13 protein-coding genes and 1 riboswitch are annotated in these 18,232 nt (G+C 71.4%); of the genes, 10 read left to right on the top strand and 3 right to left on the bottom strand.

Features of this window, described 5'->3' with window-relative positions; genetic code table 11:
- Positions 1-28: 28 nt before the first annotated feature.
- Positions 29-1,039 carry a polyprenyl synthetase family protein gene (locus tag ACH4DZ_RS33020; protein ID WP_398291383.1) on the bottom strand — a complete coding sequence of 337 codons (1,011 nt, stop codon included), beginning with the start codon at positions 1,037-1,039 and terminating at the stop codon, positions 29-31.
- Between the two features lie 344 nt (positions 1,040-1,383).
- Here ACH4DZ_RS33020 and ACH4DZ_RS33015 point away from each other — a divergent pair, with 344 nt between their 5' ends.
- The 3 genes from ACH4DZ_RS33015 (at position 1,384) to ACH4DZ_RS33005 (ending at position 6,188) form a co-directional block, all read left to right on the top strand.
- On the top strand, positions 1,384-2,907 hold the full coding sequence (locus tag ACH4DZ_RS33015; RefSeq protein ID WP_398291381.1) for a peptide MFS transporter: 1,524 nt from the start codon (positions 1,384-1,386) through the stop codon (positions 2,905-2,907).
- 10 nt (positions 2,908-2,917) lie between these two features.
- The gene (locus ACH4DZ_RS33010) at positions 2,918-4,966 is read left to right on the top strand and encodes a CocE/NonD family hydrolase (protein ID WP_398291379.1); all 2,049 of its coding nucleotides are present in this window, start codon (positions 2,918-2,920) and stop codon (positions 4,964-4,966) included.
- A 331-nt stretch (positions 4,967-5,297) separates the two neighbouring features.
- A riboswitch (cyclic di-AMP (ydaO/yuaA leader) is annotated at positions 5,298-5,462 on the top strand.
- A 3-nt stretch (positions 5,463-5,465) separates the two neighbouring features.
- Positions 5,466-6,188, top strand: coding sequence for a transglycosylase SLT domain-containing protein (locus tag ACH4DZ_RS33005; RefSeq protein WP_398291377.1), 723 nt, complete (start codon positions 5,466-5,468; stop codon positions 6,186-6,188).
- Here the strand turns inward: ACH4DZ_RS33005 and ACH4DZ_RS33000 are convergent.
- Complete coding sequence (locus tag ACH4DZ_RS33000; protein WP_398291375.1) at positions 6,182-7,087, bottom strand: HAD family hydrolase; 906 nt, start codon at positions 7,085-7,087, stop codon at positions 6,182-6,184. The genes ACH4DZ_RS33005 and ACH4DZ_RS33000 overlap by 7 nt on opposite strands.
- A gap of 399 nt (positions 7,088-7,486) precedes the next feature.
- On the opposite strand from ACH4DZ_RS33000, the gene fahA reads away from it, so the two are divergent.
- From fahA to ACH4DZ_RS32965, 7 genes are all read left to right on the top strand, one after another.
- Entirely contained in the window at positions 7,487-8,749 is a 1,263-nt protein-coding gene (gene fahA, locus ACH4DZ_RS32995) for a fumarylacetoacetase (protein WP_398291373.1), read from the top strand.
- Positions 8,750-8,978: 229 nt separating this feature from the next.
- Entirely contained in the window at positions 8,979-9,758 is a 780-nt protein-coding gene (locus tag ACH4DZ_RS32990; RefSeq protein WP_398291371.1) for a GntR family transcriptional regulator, read from the top strand.
- Positions 9,759-9,806: 48 nt separating this feature from the next.
- Positions 9,807-10,034, top strand: a complete 228-nt coding sequence (locus ACH4DZ_RS32985; RefSeq protein WP_010986276.1) for a ferredoxin family protein — start codon at positions 9,807-9,809, stop codon at positions 10,032-10,034.
- Between the two features lie 15 nt (positions 10,035-10,049).
- Entirely contained in the window at positions 10,050-11,438 is a 1,389-nt protein-coding gene (locus ACH4DZ_RS32980) for an ABC transporter substrate-binding protein (protein ID WP_398291369.1), read from the top strand.
- The gene (locus ACH4DZ_RS32975; protein ID WP_398291367.1) at positions 11,435-12,322 is read left to right on the top strand and encodes an ABC transporter permease; all 888 of its coding nucleotides are present in this window, start codon (positions 11,435-11,437) and stop codon (positions 12,320-12,322) included. The genes ACH4DZ_RS32980 and ACH4DZ_RS32975 overlap by 4 nt, the downstream gene beginning before the upstream one ends.
- Positions 12,306-13,103 carry an ABC transporter ATP-binding protein gene (locus ACH4DZ_RS32970; RefSeq protein ID WP_398291365.1) on the top strand — a complete coding sequence of 266 codons (798 nt, stop codon included), beginning with the start codon at positions 12,306-12,308 and terminating at the stop codon, positions 13,101-13,103. The genes ACH4DZ_RS32975 and ACH4DZ_RS32970 overlap by 17 nt, the downstream gene beginning before the upstream one ends.
- A gap of 11 nt (positions 13,104-13,114) precedes the next feature.
- The gene (locus ACH4DZ_RS32965) at positions 13,115-15,949 is read left to right on the top strand and encodes a fumarate reductase/succinate dehydrogenase flavoprotein subunit (protein WP_398291363.1); all 2,835 of its coding nucleotides are present in this window, start codon (positions 13,115-13,117) and stop codon (positions 15,947-15,949) included.
- A 146-nt stretch (positions 15,950-16,095) separates the two neighbouring features.
- On the opposite strand, the gene recQ is transcribed toward ACH4DZ_RS32965, so the two are convergent.
- Complete coding sequence (gene recQ, locus ACH4DZ_RS32960; RefSeq protein ID WP_398291660.1) at positions 16,096-18,120, bottom strand: DNA helicase RecQ; 2,025 nt, start codon at positions 18,118-18,120, stop codon at positions 16,096-16,098.
- Between the last annotated feature and the right edge of the window lie 112 nt (positions 18,121-18,232).

The following is an 18,232-nucleotide window of genomic DNA, read 5'->3' as shown; positions in this document are numbered from 1 at the left end:
GGCGAAGCGCGATGAACGAGGCCGCGGCTCAGCCCGCGCGGTGCACCACCGCGTCACACAGTTCCACCAGAGCCGCCTTCGCGTCGCACTCCGGGAGCGGCGCCAGTGTGGCGCGGGCGTCCTGCGCGTACCGCACGGTGTCGCGGCGGGCCTGGTCCAGCGCGGGGTGGACACGCAGCCTGGCCAGCGCCTCCGCGTGCCGTGCGTCGTCCGTCAGGTCGGAGGCGAGCAGTTCGGCGAGGGCGATGTCCTCGGCGAGTCCCAGCCGCTCGACGCGCTCGCGCAGCCGCAGGACGGGCATCGTCGGAATGCCCTCGCGCAGATCCGTGCCCGGCGTCTTGCCGGACTCGCGCGAGTCGCTCGCGATGTCCAGCACGTCGTCGGCGAGCTGGAAGGCGACGCCGAGCCGCTCCCCGTACTGCGTCAGCACGTCGACGACCGTCTCGTCGGCGCCCGACATCATCGCGCCGAACCGGCCGGCCACGGCGATCAGGGAGCCGGTCTTGCCGCCGAGCACATCCATGTAGTGGTCGACCGGGTCGCGTCCGTCGCGCGGTCCCGCCGTCTCCAGGATCTGGCCGGTGACCAGCCGCTCGAACGCCTCCGCCTGGACCCGTACGGCCTCGGGGCCCAGGTCGGCCAGGATGTGCGAGGCGCGCGCGAAGAGGAAGTCGCCGGTGAGGACCGCGACCGAGTTGTCCCAGCGGCTGTTGGCGCTGGGCACGCCGCGGCGCACGTCCGCCTCGTCCATCACGTCGTCGTGGTACAGCGTGGCGAGGTGGGTCAGCTCGACGACGACCGCCGAGGGCACGATCCCCGGCGCGTACGGGTCACCGAACCGGGCGGCGAGCATCACGAGCAGCGGCCGGAACCGCTTGCCGCCCGCGCGCACGAGGTGCTGCGCGGCTTCCGTGATGAACGGGACCTCGCTCTTGGTCGCTTCGAGCAGTCCCTCCTCGACAGCCGCCAATCCGGCCTGGACATCGGCTTCGAGAGCCTGGTCCCGCACGCTCAGCCCGAACGGCCCGACGACGGTCACGAGGGTCTCCTGTCTGCTGACGCTCTCAACGGCGGTCTCTGGATGCTCTGGGTGTGCTCTGTGCTGTGGGTGTTTGTCGATGTGTCGCTGCTGGCACTCAAGTCAGCGTATCCGGTCGTCTTTCGATCACGATGAGCGCCCGCCCGTCCCCCGCCACCACCCTGCCGGACACCTCCGGCTGATCCCTTTTGCACCTTCGACCAGGCCGGGCGGTATCGAACCACGGAAGGTATGTTCGTGATCTGCCGATATGACCGATAACTGACCGATACCTCCTGGAACTGACACCTCCTGAAACAGGACGGCTTCCCAGGAACAGGAAGTGGTGCGGGAAGTGGTGGATCTTGTCCCACAGTGCGATCGACACCGGTTCCGCACCCGGCCCGGAGCCCGGGGACGAACCCCCTGACCCCGCCGACGACCACGCCTTCTTCGGCCAGCCCAGAGGCCTGCTCACCCTCTCCGGCCTTGAGGTCTGGGAGCGCTTCTCGTTCCTGGGGATGCAGGCGATCCTCGTCCTGTACTTCGCGGACACGGTCGCCCACGGAGGCATGGGCATGTCCGCCGGAACGGCCGCCTCCGTGTCGGCCGCGTACGGGACGCTGGTCTATCTGGTCTCGGTGGCCGGCGGCTGGCTCGCCGACCGGGTCCTCGGCTCGTACCGGGCGGTCCTGTGGGGCGGGATCCTGATCGCCTGCGGCCACTACGCGATGGCGGTGCCCACCGCGGCGGCCACCTGGGCCGGCCTCGGTCTGATCAGCGCGGGCACGGGCCTGCTGAAGCCCAACGTCGCCACCATGGTCGGCAAGCTCTACGGCACCGACGACGACCGCCGTGACGCGGGATTCGCGCTCTACTACATGGCCATCAACACGGGCGCCTTCGCGGGCCCGCTGATCACCGGCTGGCTGGGCGACCACCGGGGCTGGCACTGGGGCTTCTCGGCGGCGGCCGTCGGCATGACCCTCGGGCTGATCCAGTACGTGGCGGGCCGCCGTCACCTGGCCGGGCGCGGACGGGCGGCCGAGTTCGCGCTGCCGCCCCGCGCGATGCGCCGCGCGGTCCGGCTGATCGTCCTGGGGCTCCTGGTGGCGGCGGTTCTCGCCGTCCTGTCGGCCCTCTCCGGAGTGCTGACCATGGACCGCTTCGTGGACCTGCTGACGCTGATCTCGGTGATCGCGCCGGTGGTGTACTTCGCGGTGATGTTCAGGAGCCCGCGGGTGACCCCCGAGGAACGGGGCCGGCTGCGCCCGTACATCGTCCTGTTCCTGGCCTCCACGGTCTTCAACTTCATCCTCTTCCAGGCGTACTCGACGATGATCCTGCTGGCCGCCTCGAACGCCGGGACGACGATCCTCGGCTTCGACTTCCCCGCCGGCTGGTACGCGTCCGCCCTGGGCGCCTTCGAGGTCGCGCTGGCCCCCGTGGTGGCCGCGCTCTGGGTGCGGATGGGGCACCGCCAGCCGCACGCCTCCAACAAGATCGCGTTCGGTGTGGTGCTCGGAGGGCTGTCGTTCCTGCTGATGGTCCTGCCGACCTCCGGCCACGACGGCGACGACTACCTGATGTCCGTCTGGTGGATCGTCGGCTCGTACTTCCTGCTGGGGCTCGGCGACATCCTCCTGGAGACCTCCGGCATGTCGGCCACCACGAAGCTCGCCCCGAAGGCCTTCGCCGGCCAGACGATGTCCCTCTGGTTCCTCTCGCTGGCCCTCGCCAACGGCATCCAGGCCCAGACCGTGAAGCTCTACGACGACGTCTCCAAGCCCGCGTACTTCGGCGTCAACGGCGCGATCGCCGTGGCCGCCGGTCTGCTCGTGATCGCCGCGGCGCCCTGGCTGCGCCGCACGATGCACCCCGTCCACTGAGGTGACACCCATGCGCATCCGTACGTCCTTCCCCTACGAGACGTTTCACGAGGACATCCGCGTTCCCCTCGCGGACGGAACCAAGCTCTACGCGCGCGTGTGGCGTCCGCTCACCGAAGAACCCGTACCGGCCCTGCTCGAATACCTCCCCTACCGGCTGACCGACTGGACCGCCCCGCGCGACCGGCAGCGCCACCCCTGGTACGCGGGCCACGGCTACGCCTCCGTGCGCGTGGACGTCCGCGGGCACGGCAACTCCGAGGGCCTGCCGGGCGACGAATACTCCGCGACGGAGCTGGCCGACGGGGTCGAGGTCGTCGACTGGCTCGCCGACCGGCCCTGGTGCTCCGGCAAGGTCGGCATGTTCGGCATCTCCTGGGGCGGCTTCAACTCCCTCCAGATCGCGGCCCTCGCGCCCGAGCCGCTCAAGGCGGTCGTCACGGTCTGCTCGTCGGACGACCGCTACGACAACGACGTGCACTACATGGGTGGTTCCGTACTCGCCGTCGACATGCACGCGTGGGCGGCGACCATGCTCGCGTTCGTCGCGCGCCCGCCCGATCCGGCGTACGTGGGCGAGTCCTGGCGCGACCTGTGGGTGGAACGACTGGAGTCGGTCGATCCGTTCCTGCACACCTGGCTCGCCCACCAGACGAGGGACGAGCAGTGGCGCCGCGGCAGCGTCCGCGAGGACTACTCGGCGATCCGGGCGGCCGTGCTCGCGGTCGGCGGCTGGCACGACCCGTACCGGGACACCGTGCTGCGCCTCGTGGAACACCTCCCGCCGGACCGTGTACGGGGCCTGATCGGACCCTGGTCGCACCAGTACCCCGACCGGGGGCTGCCGCCGGGACCGGCGATCGGCTTCCTCCAGGAGACGCTGCGCTGGTGGGACCACTGGCTGAAGGACACCGAAACCGGCACCGGCACCGGCAGTGACACTGACAGCGGCACCCACTCCGGCTCCGGCTCCGGGGTGATGTCCGAGCCGCTCCTGCGCTCGTACGTCAGCGACTCGCACCCTCCCGCGACGGTGTACCCGGTGCTGCCCGGCCGCTGGGTCGGCGACCCCGCCTGGCCCTCCCCCCTGGTCGCCCACGTCCCGTACGCGCTCCAGGGCGCCCCCGTGGTGGTGCGCTCCCCCCAGCACACGGGGCTGGACGCCGGCCGCTTCTTCCCCTTCGGCAACGAGGCCGACCTGCCGCCGGACCAGCGGGAGGAGGACGCGCGGTCGGTGTGCTTCGAGTTCGAGGTTCCGGAGGAGACCTGGGTACTGGGCCGTCCGCGCGTGCGTCTGAGGCTCACCTCGGCGGTGACGCGTGGACAAGTAGTGGCCCGTCTGTGCGACGTGGCCCCCGACGGCTCCTCGACCCTGGTCACCCGAGGCGTCCTGAACCTGACAGCCCGTCATGGCCGTGACCAGGTGGTTCCCTGGGAACCGGGCTCTACGGAGGATGTGCTTTTCGAGCTGAACGGCATCGGCCACGCCTTCCCTCCGGGCCATCGCATCCGGCTCGCCGTGTCCTCCGCGTACTGGCCGTGGATCTGGCCCCAGCCGGGCTCGGAGGCGGGCTTCACCCTCACTCCGTCCGGGAGCGCGCTGGAACTCCCGGTCCGCGCCCAGGAGTCGGACCCCTCCGTCGTCTTCGAGGAACCGGAGCAGTCGGCTCCGCTGGGCGTGAACTCCCCCGCCACACTGGACGAACCGCGTCCCGAACGCCTCGTGGTCCGCGATGTCGCCAAGGGCGAATGGCGCCTGGAAGTGGATCCGCGGTACGGCGGCACCCGCGTCTACCCGGACGGTCTCGAATTCACCGAGGACGCGCTGGAGACGTACACCATCAATGAGTCCGACCCGTTGTCCGCGCGTACCCGGTCCGACTGGTCCGTCCGGCTGCACCGGCCGGAAATGCCGTGGGACGCGAGCGTCGAGACGCACTCCGAAATCACCTGCGACGAGGCGGACTTCATCACCTCGAACGAAGTGATCTGCAAGGACGGCGACGAAGTGGTGTTCCACCGCACCTGGGAGAAACGGATTCCGCGCACGGCGGGATGAGCCGGGACGAGTTCACATGCCCCTGGAACCACCCACGGTGTCCGGCACTTCCGGCGACCGCAGAACATTGCGTATCACCTTTTTTATGGACATTGCTCATCGGCGGCAGTGAATTGGGTCACGCCCGCGTGAAGTGATCGTTTCGCCGGCTCCGTCGATTTCCCTTTGCGTAAAGCAAGTTGAACTTCACCTTCCGTTTCGATCAAGAGATATTCGCCCGACAAGGCAGTTCATAGCCGTCGCTGTGCGAATTCGGGGCTTGTTCGCGGCATGTGCTCTCGCATACGTTCACGTCACTCCGGACGGATCGCCTAATCCTGCCGCCGCCCGGAAAACCCAGTCACCCATTCACTCGCGTACGGCAGGAGCGGGGGACCCAGGTAAGCCGCCGGTCCGTATATCGGAACGGCTAGGGGTCAAGTCGCGCACACCACGCGGCCGGGCATCTCCCGCCCGAACCCGACAGCTCACCTCGCAGGCGCCGGAGAGGAAATTCGCCATGCCCGCACGAGGCAAGCACCGCCGCCCCAGAAACAGCACCCTCACCCGTGGCATCGTCGCCGCCGGGACGGGCGGAGCCGCACTCGCGCTCCCCCTCGTGGGGGCCACCGGCGCCCAGGCCGCCCCGAACGCGGTCCCGCAGGTCTCGCTGGTCACCTACAAGGTGGCCGAGGGCGACACCCTGTCCAAGATCGCCAAAGCGCACACCACGGGCGACTGGAAGAAGCTGTACAAGGCCAACCGCGCGGTCATCGGCGACGACCCGGCGATCATCCGGCCGGGCCTCCAGCTCACCGTGGGCACGAAGAACGGCCGGACCTCGGCGAAGACCGCCACGACGGCCACGGCGTCCAAGGCGTCCACGGCGTCCGCCGTCACCCCGGCCTCGGCGAAGACCTACACGGACGACCTCGACGGCTGGATCAGGCAGTCGCTGGACGTCATGGCCCAGCAGGGCATCCCGGGCACCTACGACGGCATCTACCGCAACATCATCCGCGAGTCGTCGGGCAACCCGCAGGCCATGAACAACTGGGACTCCAACGCGGTCGCCGGTACGCCGTCGAAGGGGCTTCTGCAGGTCATCGACCCGACCTTCTCGGCGTACCACGTGACCGGTACCTCGCTGGACCCGTTCGACCCGGTCGCCAACATCACGGCGGCGTGCAACTACGCCGCCGCGCGCTACGGCTCGATCGACAACGTCTTCGGCGCCTACTGACCGACCCGTCGGCCGACCCGGGGACCCGTCCCCGGGTCGGTCCGGTCGGTCCGGTCGGTCCGGTCGGTCCGGTCCGCGCGGTCGGTCCGGCGGGTGGAGAACATGCGCTCCAGGACCACCGCGATGCCGTCGTCCTCGTTCGAGAGGGTGATCTCGTCGGCGACGGACTTGAGTTCGGGATGCGCGTTGGCCATCGCGACCCCGCGCCCGGCCCAGTCGAACATCGGGATGTCGTTCGGCATGTCCCCGAAGGCGACGGTCTGCGCCGACGTCAGGCCCAGCCGGTCGGCGGCGAGCGCGAGGCCGGTGGCCTTCGTGATGCCGCATGGCTGGAGTTCGACGGTACCGGGCCCTGACATCGTGACGGTGGCCAGAGAACCGACCGCTCCCCGCGCGGCGGACGCCAACTCGTCGTCGGAGAGCAGCGGATGCCGCAGCAGCACCTTGCTGATGGGCTGGGTCCAGAGGTCGTCGCGCCGCAGCACCCGTACCGCCGGCAGCGTCGGGTGGGGCATCTCGTAACCCGGCTCGATGAGCGTGAGTCCGTCGACCCCGTCCTGGTCGACGGCCGCGTACACCTCGCCGACCTCCGCCTCGATCTTGCCGAGAGCCACTTCGGCCAGCTCACGTTCGAGCGTGACGGACCACACCATGCGGTCCGCGCCGGAGTCGTACAACTGCGCGCCCTGTCCGCACACCGCGAGCCCCCGGCTGCCGAGTTCGTCCAGCAGCGGCCGTACGCGCGGGGCGGGGCGGCCCGTCACCACGAGGTGCCGGGCGCCTGCCCCGACCGCCATCGCCAGCGCCGCGCGCGACCGGTCCGAGAAGGTGTCGTCGCCGCGCAGCAGCGTCCCGTCCAGGTCAGTGGCGATGAGTGAATATGCAATCGGTGGGGCCATGATCAGAGAATACGGATCGAATCCCCCACCGACTCGACGGGAACCGGACGTCGTCCGGCACCTCGACCACCCCGCGCGTCGTCGCAGGCCCCAGCAGACCCCTGGAGTTCAGGCCGATCCCATGACATATCGGCCACTCCGCCGACCCGATGCACGCCCCTTCGCCGACCGCCCGCGTGCGCCCGCGCGCTCCCACCGTGTGCGCTCGCGCCCCGAGTCCAGCGCCGCCGTGCCGCCCAGCCGGCCGTTCCCGTCCGTGCCCCCTGAAGGAAGCCAAGCCGGAGGGAAACCCTCCGACCTCACCCCCAATCGGACATTGCGAACTCTTCAGACACTGCCCACGGGCGGCGCCTGCCCGTAACGTGTGCTCCACCCACACGGAAAGCGAGGCAGCACCCCATGCCCCCCTTCGATGTCCCCGAGGGCGATCCCTTCGGCCCGCACAATCTTCCGTACGGCGTCTTCTCCCTGAACAACTCTCCGGACGGCTCTTCGGGCAGCTCTTCGGGCGGCCCCGGTCACCGGAGTGTGGGCGTCCGGCTGGGCGACCATGTCCTGGACGCGGGGGCCGCAGCGGTGGAACTGGGCTCGCCGTACGCCGCCCTGCTCGCCCGCCCCACGCTCAACCCGCTGCTCGCGGCCGGCCGCACCGCGTGGTCGGACGTCCGGCGGGCGCTGACCGCCTGGGTGACGGTCCCCGCCCACCGCGAGACCGTCGCGCCCCTGATCCACCCGCTCTCCGAGGTGACCCTCCATCTCCCCTTCGAGGTGGCCGACTACGTCGACTTCTACGCCTCCGAGAACCACGCCCGTAACGTCGGCCAGATCTTCCGGCCCGACGCCGAGGACTCCCTCACCCCCAACTGGAAGCACCTGCCCATCGGTTACCACGGCCGGTCGGGCACGGTGGTGGTCTCCGGGACCGACGTCGTACGCCCCGCGGGCCAGCGCAAGGCTCCGGCGGACCCGGCGCCGGTCTTCGGCCCGTCCGTGCGGCTGGACATCGAGGCGGAGGTCGGCTTCGTCGTCGGCACGCCCTCCCCGATGGGCACGCCGGTGCCGCTGGGCGACTTCCGCGACCACGTCTTCGGGCTCTGCCTCCTCAACGACTGGTCCGCGCGCGACCTCCAGGCCTGGGAGTACGTCCCTCTCGGCCCCTTCCTCGGCAAGTCCTTCGCCACATCGGTGTCGGCCTGGATCACACCGCTCGACGCACTGGAGGACGCCCGGGTCGCGCCCCCTGCGCGTACGCACCCTCTCCTCCCCTACCTGGACGACACCTCCGAGGACGCCTCGGAGGACCCGGGCGGCTACGACCTGCGCATCTCCGTCGCCGTCAACGGGCATGTGGTGTCCGAGCCGCCGTTCTCCACGATGTACTGGACGGCCGCTCAGCAGCTGGCCCACATGACCGTGAACGGGGCCTCGCTGCGTACGGGTGATCTGTACGGGTCGGGGACCGTGAGCGGGGCCTCCGGCGGGGAGCTGGGCTCGCTCCTGGAGCTGACCTGGAACGGCCGGGACGCCCTCGAACTTCCCTCCGGCAAGCGGACGTTCCTGGAGGACGGCGATGTCGTGACGCTGACGGCGTGGGCGCCGGGTCCGCACGGCACACGGGTGGGCCTCGGCGAGGTGACCGGCCGGGTGGCACCGGCCGCATAGCGGAGCGCCCCGAAGGGGCGCGGGGGACTGCGCGACAAGCTCCCACCGGCCCGCACCCGACGAACACCCCCGCATCGGCGGGATCCGGCGCACCGCAGTGGCCGCCCGAGTGGCAGATCTTGCCGCGCCCCCGGCAAAACCCCAGCTCAACCGCCCGCTCGGCGGAGCCCTCGGTGGCGCAACACTCCGGCAACACCAAGTCCCGTACCCCCTGGGTATGGTCCGTCGCATGCCCACCGAACGCATCCGAGAGCACGCCGGCCAGGGCGCGACCACCGTCGCCGCCCGCCGGCGCAGGCTGCGTGCGGACCAGGCCAGGCAGCTCGCCGATCTGCTGCGCCGGCAGGTGCTGACAGGCGGCTTCCCGGGCGGCACGCTGCCGCACGAGACCGCCATCGGCGCCGACTACCGCACCTCGCGCAACACCGTGCGCCAGGCTCTCGACCTGCTGCGGGCCGAGGGCCTGGTGGAACGGCTGCCCGGCGTCGGCACGGTCGTCGTCGCCGAGAAGTACCCGCACGGGCTCGACCGGCTGATGGGACTCGCGGAGACCCTGCGCGAACACGGCCGGGTCAGCAACGAGGTCCGCTCGGCGGGCCCCGTCGCCGCGCCGGCCCCGGTCGCCGAACGGCTCCGTGTGCCCGTCGGCGCCGACGTCCTCTACATCGAACGGCTCCGGCGGCTGAACGGGCTGCCGCTCTCCCTCGACCTCACCTACATCCCTCTCGACCTCGGCACCGCCCTGCTCGGCGCCGACCTGGAGAACACTGACGTCTTCCGCCTCCTGGAAGCCATCACCGGACAGCCGCTCGGACACGCCGAGATCACCCTGGAGGCCGTCAACGCCGACGCGCACTCCGCGACCGTGCTGCAGGCTCCGCGCGGCTCGGCCGTCCTGATGCTGGAACGTCTCACGCACCTCGCCGACGGCCGCCCCGTCGATCTGGAGTTCATCCGGTTCCGCGGCGACCGCATCACGATGAGCGGGCTGCTGCGCCGCTCGCTCTGACTCCTTCGCCCCCTTGCCCGCTTCGGCGGGACTTCCCTGGAGACAGCCATGCCCTTGGCGCCCCAGCGGGCCGACGTGCCCGTGACCATCGACGAGTCGAAGTGCATCGACGGCTGCACGCTCTGTGTGGACATGTGCCCCCTGGACTCCCTCGCCATCGACGAGAGCAACGGCAAGGCCTACATGCACGTCGACGAGTGCTGGTACTGCGGCCCGTGCGCGGCCCGCTGTCCCACCGGAGCCGTCACGGTCAACATGCCCTATCTGCTCCGGTGAGAGGCCCGAACCCCCATGACCTCCAAGAAACGCATGGCCCCGGGCCGTCCGGCGGTCGCGGTCGCCGCCGTCGCCCTGCTGCTCCCGCTGGCCGGTTGCGGCGGGGACGCCGAGGCCGGTGACGGCTCCACGGTCACCGTCACCGTCGGCTACCAGTCCAAGACCATCAACACGGTCACGGCGGGCACGCTCCTGCGTTCCCTCGGCTACTTCGAGAAGCAGCTGAACGCACTGGGCGACGGCAGGACCTACAAGGTGAACTGGCAGGACTACGCGACCGGCGCCCCGATCACCGCGCAGATGACCGCCGGGAAGATCGACATCGGTTCGATGGGCGACTTCCCCCTGCTGATCAACGCGGCCCGCGGCGCCCAGCTCGGCCGCCCCACCCGCCTCGTCTCCGTCACCGGCTACAACCTGCGCGGCGGGCTCAACACCATCGTCACCGCACCGGACTCGAAGCTCACCGCGCTGAAGGACCTGCGCGGCAGGAAGGTGTCGACGAGCATCGGCTCGGCGGCCGACGGCACCCTCGTACGGGCCCTGCAGCGGGCCGGGATCGACCCGCAAGACGACATCGAGAAGCTCAACCAGCAGCCCGCGGTGGGTGCTTCGGCGCTCTCGGCGGGCAGCGCCGACGCGCTCTCGCAGTTCGTCGCCTGGCCCGGCCTGCTCGCCTTCCAGGGCAAGGCGAAAGCCCTCTACGACGGCGCCGAACTGAACCTGCCGACCTTCCACGGAGTCACCGCCCGCCAGGACTTCGCGAAGAAGCGCCCCGCCGTCCTCGAAGCCTTCCTCAAGGCGCAGGCGCAGGCGACGGACTACCTCCACGACCACCCGGTGACCGCGTCGGAGAAGGTCGCGAAGGCGACCGGGCTGCCCGCCGAGGTCGTCCACCTCTACAACGGCGGGCACGGCATCGCCACCTTCGGCCTGGCACTGCAACCCCGGCTGATCTCCGCCCTGAAGAAGGACGTCGCCGTCCTGAAGTCCGCGAAGCTCGTCGGAGACATCGACGTGGACGCCTTCGTGGACGACCGGTACGTCAAGCGCGCCCTGGGCACGAGCGCGTACACCGAACAGCTCACCGCGGCTCCCCCCGCCGCCGCGAGCGAGGTGTGGACCGAGGGCGCCACCGAGACCCGTACCTTCAAGTCGCCCTCCTCCCTCCTGCGTTACGTGTCCGGACACAAGGGCTCCGTCCGTGCCGCGTACGTCCCCGACACCACCACCGGGACCCCCTGGTTCGCGGACAGAGCCGTGTGGGTGACCGACGGCGACGCGCTGCGGCCGTTCGTCACGGCCTCCGGCGCGCGGGCGTACGCCGCCGAGCACGAAGGCGCGCGCACTCTCCCGTACGCCGAAGCGCTGGCGCGCGCCGCAGCCGCTCCGGAGTCGTCGTGAGCGGGCGCGCCGGAGCGGCCCGTTACGCGCTGCGCGCCGCCTCCCTCACCACCGCCCTGGTCGCCTGGCAGCTGTTGACCAGCCTCGACGTGGACCTCTGGCTGCGCTTCTCGCAGTTCCCGACCGTCGCCGACGTGGCGCGCGCCTTCGGTGAACGGCTCGGCGGGGACGACTACTGGACGGACCTCACCGACAGCCTCACCCGGATCCTCACCGGCTTCCTCCTGGCGGCCGTCCTGGGCATCGCCACCGGCGTGGCCGTGGCCCGCTCCCGCCTCGCCGAGGACCTGCTCGGCCCGATCCTCGAAGTGGTCAGGCCGATCCCCGCGATCGCCCTCGTCCCCGTGGCGATCCTGCTGTTCCCCAGCAACGAACAGGGCATCGTCTTCATCACCTGCACTGCCGCCTTCTTCCCCGTGCTGGTCTCCACCCGGCACGCGGTCCGCGCGCTGACACCCGTCTGGGAGGAGGCGGTGCGCACCATGGGCGGCGGTCGCGGCCGGATCCTCGCCACGGTGGTCCTGCCGGGCGCCCTGCCCGGCATCTTCGGCGGCCTCTCGGTCGGCATCGGCGTCTCGTGGATCTGTGTGATCTCCGCCGAGATGATCTCCGGCCAGTACGGCGTCGGCTACCGCACCTGGCAGGACTACACCGTCGTCGACTACCCCGGCGTCTTCGTCGGCATGGTGACGATCGGCGTCCTGGGCTGGCTCACCTCCACGGCCGTGGAACTCCTCGGCCGCCGCCTGACCCGCTGGCTGCCCCGCGCGTCGTACGTCCCCGGATCGCGGGCCAGGCCCCCGAAGGCGGCGCCTGCCGCCGGTTCCGCCTCCGCTCCCTCCGCCGTCCACAGCAAGGAGGCGCGCGATGAGCACCTCGTCTGAGACCCGGACGTCCACCGGACCGGCTCCCGTAAGGGAACCCGCGCCGGTACGCGGCACCCGGCTCGCCCTCCGCTCGGCCACTCTCGGCCGCCCCGACTCCACCGCCCTCGCCGGCGTCGACCTGGATGTCGCCCCGGGCGAGATCCTCACCGTCGTCGGCTCCTCGGGCTGCGGCAAGTCGACCCTGCTGCGCACCCTGGCCGGACTGCTGCCCGCCCTGGCCGGGGCGGTGGAACAGGACGGACAGCGGATCGAGGGACCGTCGGCCACCCGCGCGCTGGTCTTCCAGGAGGACGCCCTGCTCCCCTGGCGCAGCCTGCGCGCCAACGTCGAACTGCCCCTCGCCATCGAAGGGGTGCCGCGCGGCGAGCGCAGGAGGCAGGCCGAGTCCTGGCTCGACCGGGTCGGACTCGCCGACCGGTCGGGACAGTTGCCGCACCGCGTCTCCGGGGGCCAGCGCCAGCGCGCGCAACTGGCCCGGGCGCTCGCCCCGCGTCCGCGCGCCGTCCTGATGGACGAGCCGTTCGGCGCCCTCGACGCCCAGACCCGGGCCGGCATGCAGGACCTGCTGGTGGAGGTGCTGCACGGCACGGGCGCCACCGTCGTCTTCGTCACCCACGACGTGGACGAGGCCCTGTTCCTCGGGGACCGCGTGGCGCTCCTCGGTTCCGGCCGGCTGACCGCCGTACGCGAGGTGCCGCACCCCCGCGACCGTACGGCGCACGACGACCCGGCGCGGGTGGCCCTGCGGCGCGAGGTCCTCACTTCCCTCAGTACCTGAAAGGCACCTTGGTGGACACCCTTCTGGAGATTCCCGCTCTCGGTGACGCCGAGGAGCTCTCCTGCGACGTCCTCGTCATCGGCGGCGGCACGGCCGGCACGATGGCGGCGCTGACCGCCGCCGAGCACGGGGCCGACGTGCTGCTCCTTGAGAAGGCGCACGTACGGCACTCCGGCGCGCTCGCCATGGGCATGGACGGCGTCAACAACGCGGTCGTCCCCGGCCGCGCCGAGCCCGACGACTACGTCGCCGAGATCACCCGCGCCAACGACGGCATCGTCGACCAGTCCACCGTCCGCCAGACCGCCACCCGCGGCTTCGCGATGGTCCAGCGGCTGGAGTCGTACGGCGTGAAGTTCGAGAAGGACGAGTACGGCGAGTACGCGGTCCGCCAGGTCCACCGGTCCGGCTCGTACGTGCTGCCGATGCCCGAGGGCAAGGACGTGAAGAAGGTCCTCTACCGGCAGCTGCGGCGGCGCGAGATGCGCGAACGCATCCGGATCGAGAACCGGGTGATGCCGGTGCGCGTACTGACCGACGGAGGGCGCGCGGTGGGCGCCGCGGGCTTCAACACCCGCACGGGGCGGTTCGTCACCGTCCGCGCGGGCGCGGTGATCCTGGCGACCGGCGCCTGCGGCCGGCTCGGTCTGCCCGCCTCCGGCTACCTCTACGGGACGTACGAGAACCCGACGAACGCCGGTGACGGCTACGCCATGGCCTACCACGCCGGCGCCGAACTGACCGGTATCGAGTGCTTCCAGATCAACCCGCTGATCAAGGACTACAACGGTCCCGCCTGCGCGTACGTCGCCAATCCCTTCGGCGGCTACCAGGTCAACCGGCACGGCGAGCGCTTCGTCGACTCCGACTACTGGTCGGGCCAGATGATGGCGGAGTTCGCCGCGGAGGTCGCCTCGGACCGGGGCCCCGTCTACCTCAAACTCAGCCACCTCCCCGAGGAGTCGATCGCCTCGCTTGAGTCGATCCTGCACTCCACGGAGCGGCCCACGCGCGGCACCTTCCACGCCGGGCGCGGCCACGACTACCGCACCCACGACGTCGAGATGCACATCTCCGAGATCGGCCTGTGCGGCGGCCACTCCGCCTCGGGCGTACGGGTCGACGACCAGGCGCGCACGACCGTGCCGCGGCTGTACGCCGCCGGGGACCTGGCGTGTGTCCCGCACAACTACATGATCGGCGCGTTCGTGTTCGGGGACCTCGCGGGGGCCGACGCGGCCCAGTACCGCGCCCACGAGGGCGAGTTGCCGCAGGATCAGCTGCGCGAGGCGCACGAGCTGGTCTACCGTCCGCTGCGCAACCCGGAGGGGCCGCCGCAGTCCCAGGTCGAGTACAAACTCCGCCGTTTCGTGAACGACTACGTGGCCCCTCCCAAGTCCGGTGCCCGGCTGTCGCTCGCCCTGGAGTCCTTCGAGCGGATGCGCGCGGACATCTCCGAGATGGGCGGGCGCACACCGCACGAACTGATGCGGTGCGCCGAGGTCACCTTCATCCGCGACTGCGCGGAGATGGCGGCCCGTGCCTCGCTGGCCCGCACCGAGTCCCGCTGGGGTCTGTACCACGACCGCACGGACCATCCCGCGCGCGACGACTCCTCCTGGTTCCACCACCTCGACCTGCACAAGTCCCCCTCCGGTTCGATGACTTTCACCGCTCGTCCCGTCGCTCCCTACACCACCCCCGTCGACGGCTTCACCCCCGTCGGCGGGTCCTCCCGCCACATCGGCGAGGTCCATCCGGAGGGCGTGGCCACGGCGGGCGCCCGGGACGCGGCCCCGGTCGCCGCCGGGACGGCCACCACCGTGGCGCCCGACCTCGTGGCGCCCGGCATCGGCACCGGCCCCCACTCCGGCGCCGGTACCTCACCGCGGCTCCTCGAACTCCTCGCCCTCGCCGACGAGGAGCCCGAACTCGGCACCGTCCTGCCCTACCTGACCGACCCCGAGCCCGCCGTCAGACGGGCCGCCGTCGCCCTGCTCACCGAGACGGCCCCGGTCGGTACGGGACCGGCGCTGGCCGGCTCGCTCGCCGACACCGACCGTGCCGTTCGCGCCGCCGCGGCGGCCTCCCTGCGCGAACTCGTCGAGACGCTCACGCCCGAACCGGCCCTGCGCGACCCGCTCACGCGGGCCCTGGCCCAGTCCGACCCCGTCGTGCGCGCCGCCGCGCTCAACGTCCTGCGGGCCCTGCGCCTGGGCGACGCCGGCCTCTTCGCTCCCGCGCTGGACGACCCCGACGCCTCCGTCCGCATCGAGGCGGTCCGGGCCCTGGTGTCGGTCGACGCGGCCGACGCCCTGGCCCTCGCGGCGGCCGACCCCTCCCGAGAGGTGCGGGTGACCGTGGCCAAGGCGCTGGCGACGGTGAATCCTGGCCCGGCCCACGGGGTGGCCGGGGCCGCCCCGGACACCCGGGCCGGTGTCGTTCTCGCCGCGCTCGACCGGCTCACCGAGGACGCGGACGCGCTGGTCCGCGGGGCCGCCTTCGCCTCGTTGGGCGGGACGGGGTGCCCGGCGGCGCTGGCCGCACGTGCCGTCCGTGCCGCCCGGGTCGATCCCGCCTGGCAGGTGCGGGCCGGGGCCGCCGCCGCGCTGTCCGCGGCGGATGCCGCGGTTGCCGAGGTCGCCGTGGGCGCCCTCGCGGAGGCCTTGGGTGACTCGAACGCGGATGTTCGCAAGGCGGCGGTTCTTGCGCTTGTGCGCCACGCGGAGTCCGCCGACGCTTCCGCGGGCTCGACCGCCGCTGCCGCCGCAGCGCGGGCGGCGCTCGCCACGGCCACGTCGGACGCTGACGCGGATGTCAGGGCCTACGCGTCACGGGCGTTGTGACGTGCGGGCCGTGTGTCGGGTGCGGGCTCGTAGGGGCTGGTCGCGCAGTTCCCCGCGCCCCTGAGGGCGGGGGCCTGCGGTCGTGTGTTGGGTGCGGGGGCGTGGGGGCTGGTCGCGCAGTTCCTCGCGCCCCTGGGGGCGCCCCCCTACATCCAGTCCTCCGGTTCCGGTTCCGGTTCCATCTCCGGCCAGTGCAGGTCGGGGTCGCCGGTGCTTCGGCGTTGCGGCTCCGGTCGAGGGGCCGGGCCGTCGCCGCTCCCCGAACCCTTCGGTGCCACGGTGGGGCGCTCCAGGGAGGCGAGGACCCCGACCACTCCCTCTCCGTACGTCGCGAGTTTCTTCTCGCCGATGCCGCTGATGCCGCCCAGCTCCGGGACGGAGGTGGGCCACAGCGTGGCGATCTCCCGCAGGGTCGCGTCGTGGAAGATGACGTACGCCGGGACTCCCTGCTCCTTGGCCTGCCCGGCACGCCAGGTGCGCAGGGCCTCGAAGGCGGGGAGCAGCTCGGAGGGCATCTCGGCCGCCGCGGCCGCCGCCTTGGCCTTGCGCTCGGCCCGGCCTGAACCGGACGAGGAGGACGAGCCCTTGGAGGTCGCCGGCTTCGGCTGCTCCTTGCGCAGCGGTACCTCCCGCTCGCGCCGCAGCACGGTCTCGCTCGCCTCGGTCAGTACCAGCGTCCCGTACGCGCCCTCGACCGCGAGGAGGCCCTGGGCCAGCATCTGCCGGACGACACCGCGCCACGCGCCCTCGTCCAGCTCCTCGCCGATGCCGAAGACGGACAGCTGGTCGTGGTCGAACTGGATGACCTTGGCCGTCTTGCGCCCGAGCAGGATGTCGACGATCTGGATCGCCCCGAACTTCTGCCCCCGCTCGCGCTGCAGCCGCACCACGGTGGACAGCACCTTCTGCGCCGCGACCGTGCCGTCCCAGGTCTCGGGCGGGACCAGACAGGTGTCGCAGTTCCCGCACGCCTCGACCACGTCGTCCTGGCCGAAGTAGGCGAGCAGCTGGCCGCGCCGGCACTGGGCGGTCTCGCACAGCGCCAGCATCGCTTCGAGGTGCGAGGCCGCCCGGCGGCGGAACGCCTCGTCGCCCTCGCTCGACTGGATCATCTTGCGCTGTTGTATGACGTCGTTCAGGCCGTAGGCCATCCACGCCGTGGACGGCATTCCGTCGCGGCCCGCGCGGCCCGTCTCCTGGTAGTAGCCCTCGACGGACTTGGGCAGGTCGAGGTGGGCGACGAACCGGACGTCCGGCTTGTCGATGCCCATGCCGAAGGCGATGGTCGCGCACACCACCAGACCGTCCTCGCGCAGGAACCTCGACTGGTGGGCGGCGCGCGTGCCCGAGTCGAGGCCCGCGTGGTACGGCACCGCGGCGACGCCGTTGCGGGCGAGGAACTCGGCCGTCTTCTCGACCGAGTTGCGCGAGAGGCAGTACACGATGCCCGCGTCGCCCGCGTGCTCCTCCTGGAGGAAGGCGAGCAGCTGCTTCTTGGGGTCGGCCTTCGGCACGATCCGGTACTGGATGTTGGGCCGGTCGAAGCTGGCCACGAAGTGGCGGGCGTCCGGCATGCCCAGGCGCTGGGTGATCTCCGTGTGCGTCGCGTGCGTGGCCGTCGCGGTCAGCGCGATGCGCGGTACGTCCGGCCAGCGCTCGCCCAGCAGGGAGAGCGAGAGGTAGTCGGGGCGGAAGTCGTGGCCCCACTGGGACACGCAGTGCGCCTCGTCGATGGCGAAGACGGAGATCTTGCCCCGCTTGAGGAGGTCGAGCGTGGACTCCAGGCGCAGCCGCTCCGGCGCGAGGTAGATCAGGTCGAGCTCGCCCGCGAGGAACTCGGCCTCGACCGTGCGCCGCTCGTCGAAGTCCTGCGTGGAGTTCATGAACCCGGCGCGCACGCCGAGCGCCCGCAGCGCGTCCACCTGGTCCTGCATCAGCGCGATGAGCGGGGAGACCACCACACCCGTACCGGGTCTGACCAGGGCCGGAATCTGGTAGCAGAGCGACTTTCCGCCGCCTGTGGGCATGAGGACGACCGCGTCCCCGCCGCTCACCACATGCTCGATGACGGCTTCCTGCTCCCCTCGGAAGGCCTCGTACCCGAAGACCCGGTGGAGCGTTGCGAGCGCTTCGCTCTCCGCCACCTCTGTCATCACACCCGTCCCGCCCATCGTCCCGTCCCCCGTACGTCGTGCCTCGACCACTGCGTCCACGATAGGGGTCCGCACCGACAGCGTCGGAGTTATCCACAGGCTGCGACGGAGTATCTGCGGAACGCGCATG

Source organism: Streptomyces sp. NPDC017991, from assembly GCF_044328075.1.
GTDB lineage: Bacteria > Actinomycetota > Actinomycetes > Streptomycetales > Streptomycetaceae > Streptomyces.
The sequence above is the reverse complement of the archived record's forward strand: the minus strand, read 5'-3'. Positions and strand labels throughout refer to the sequence as shown.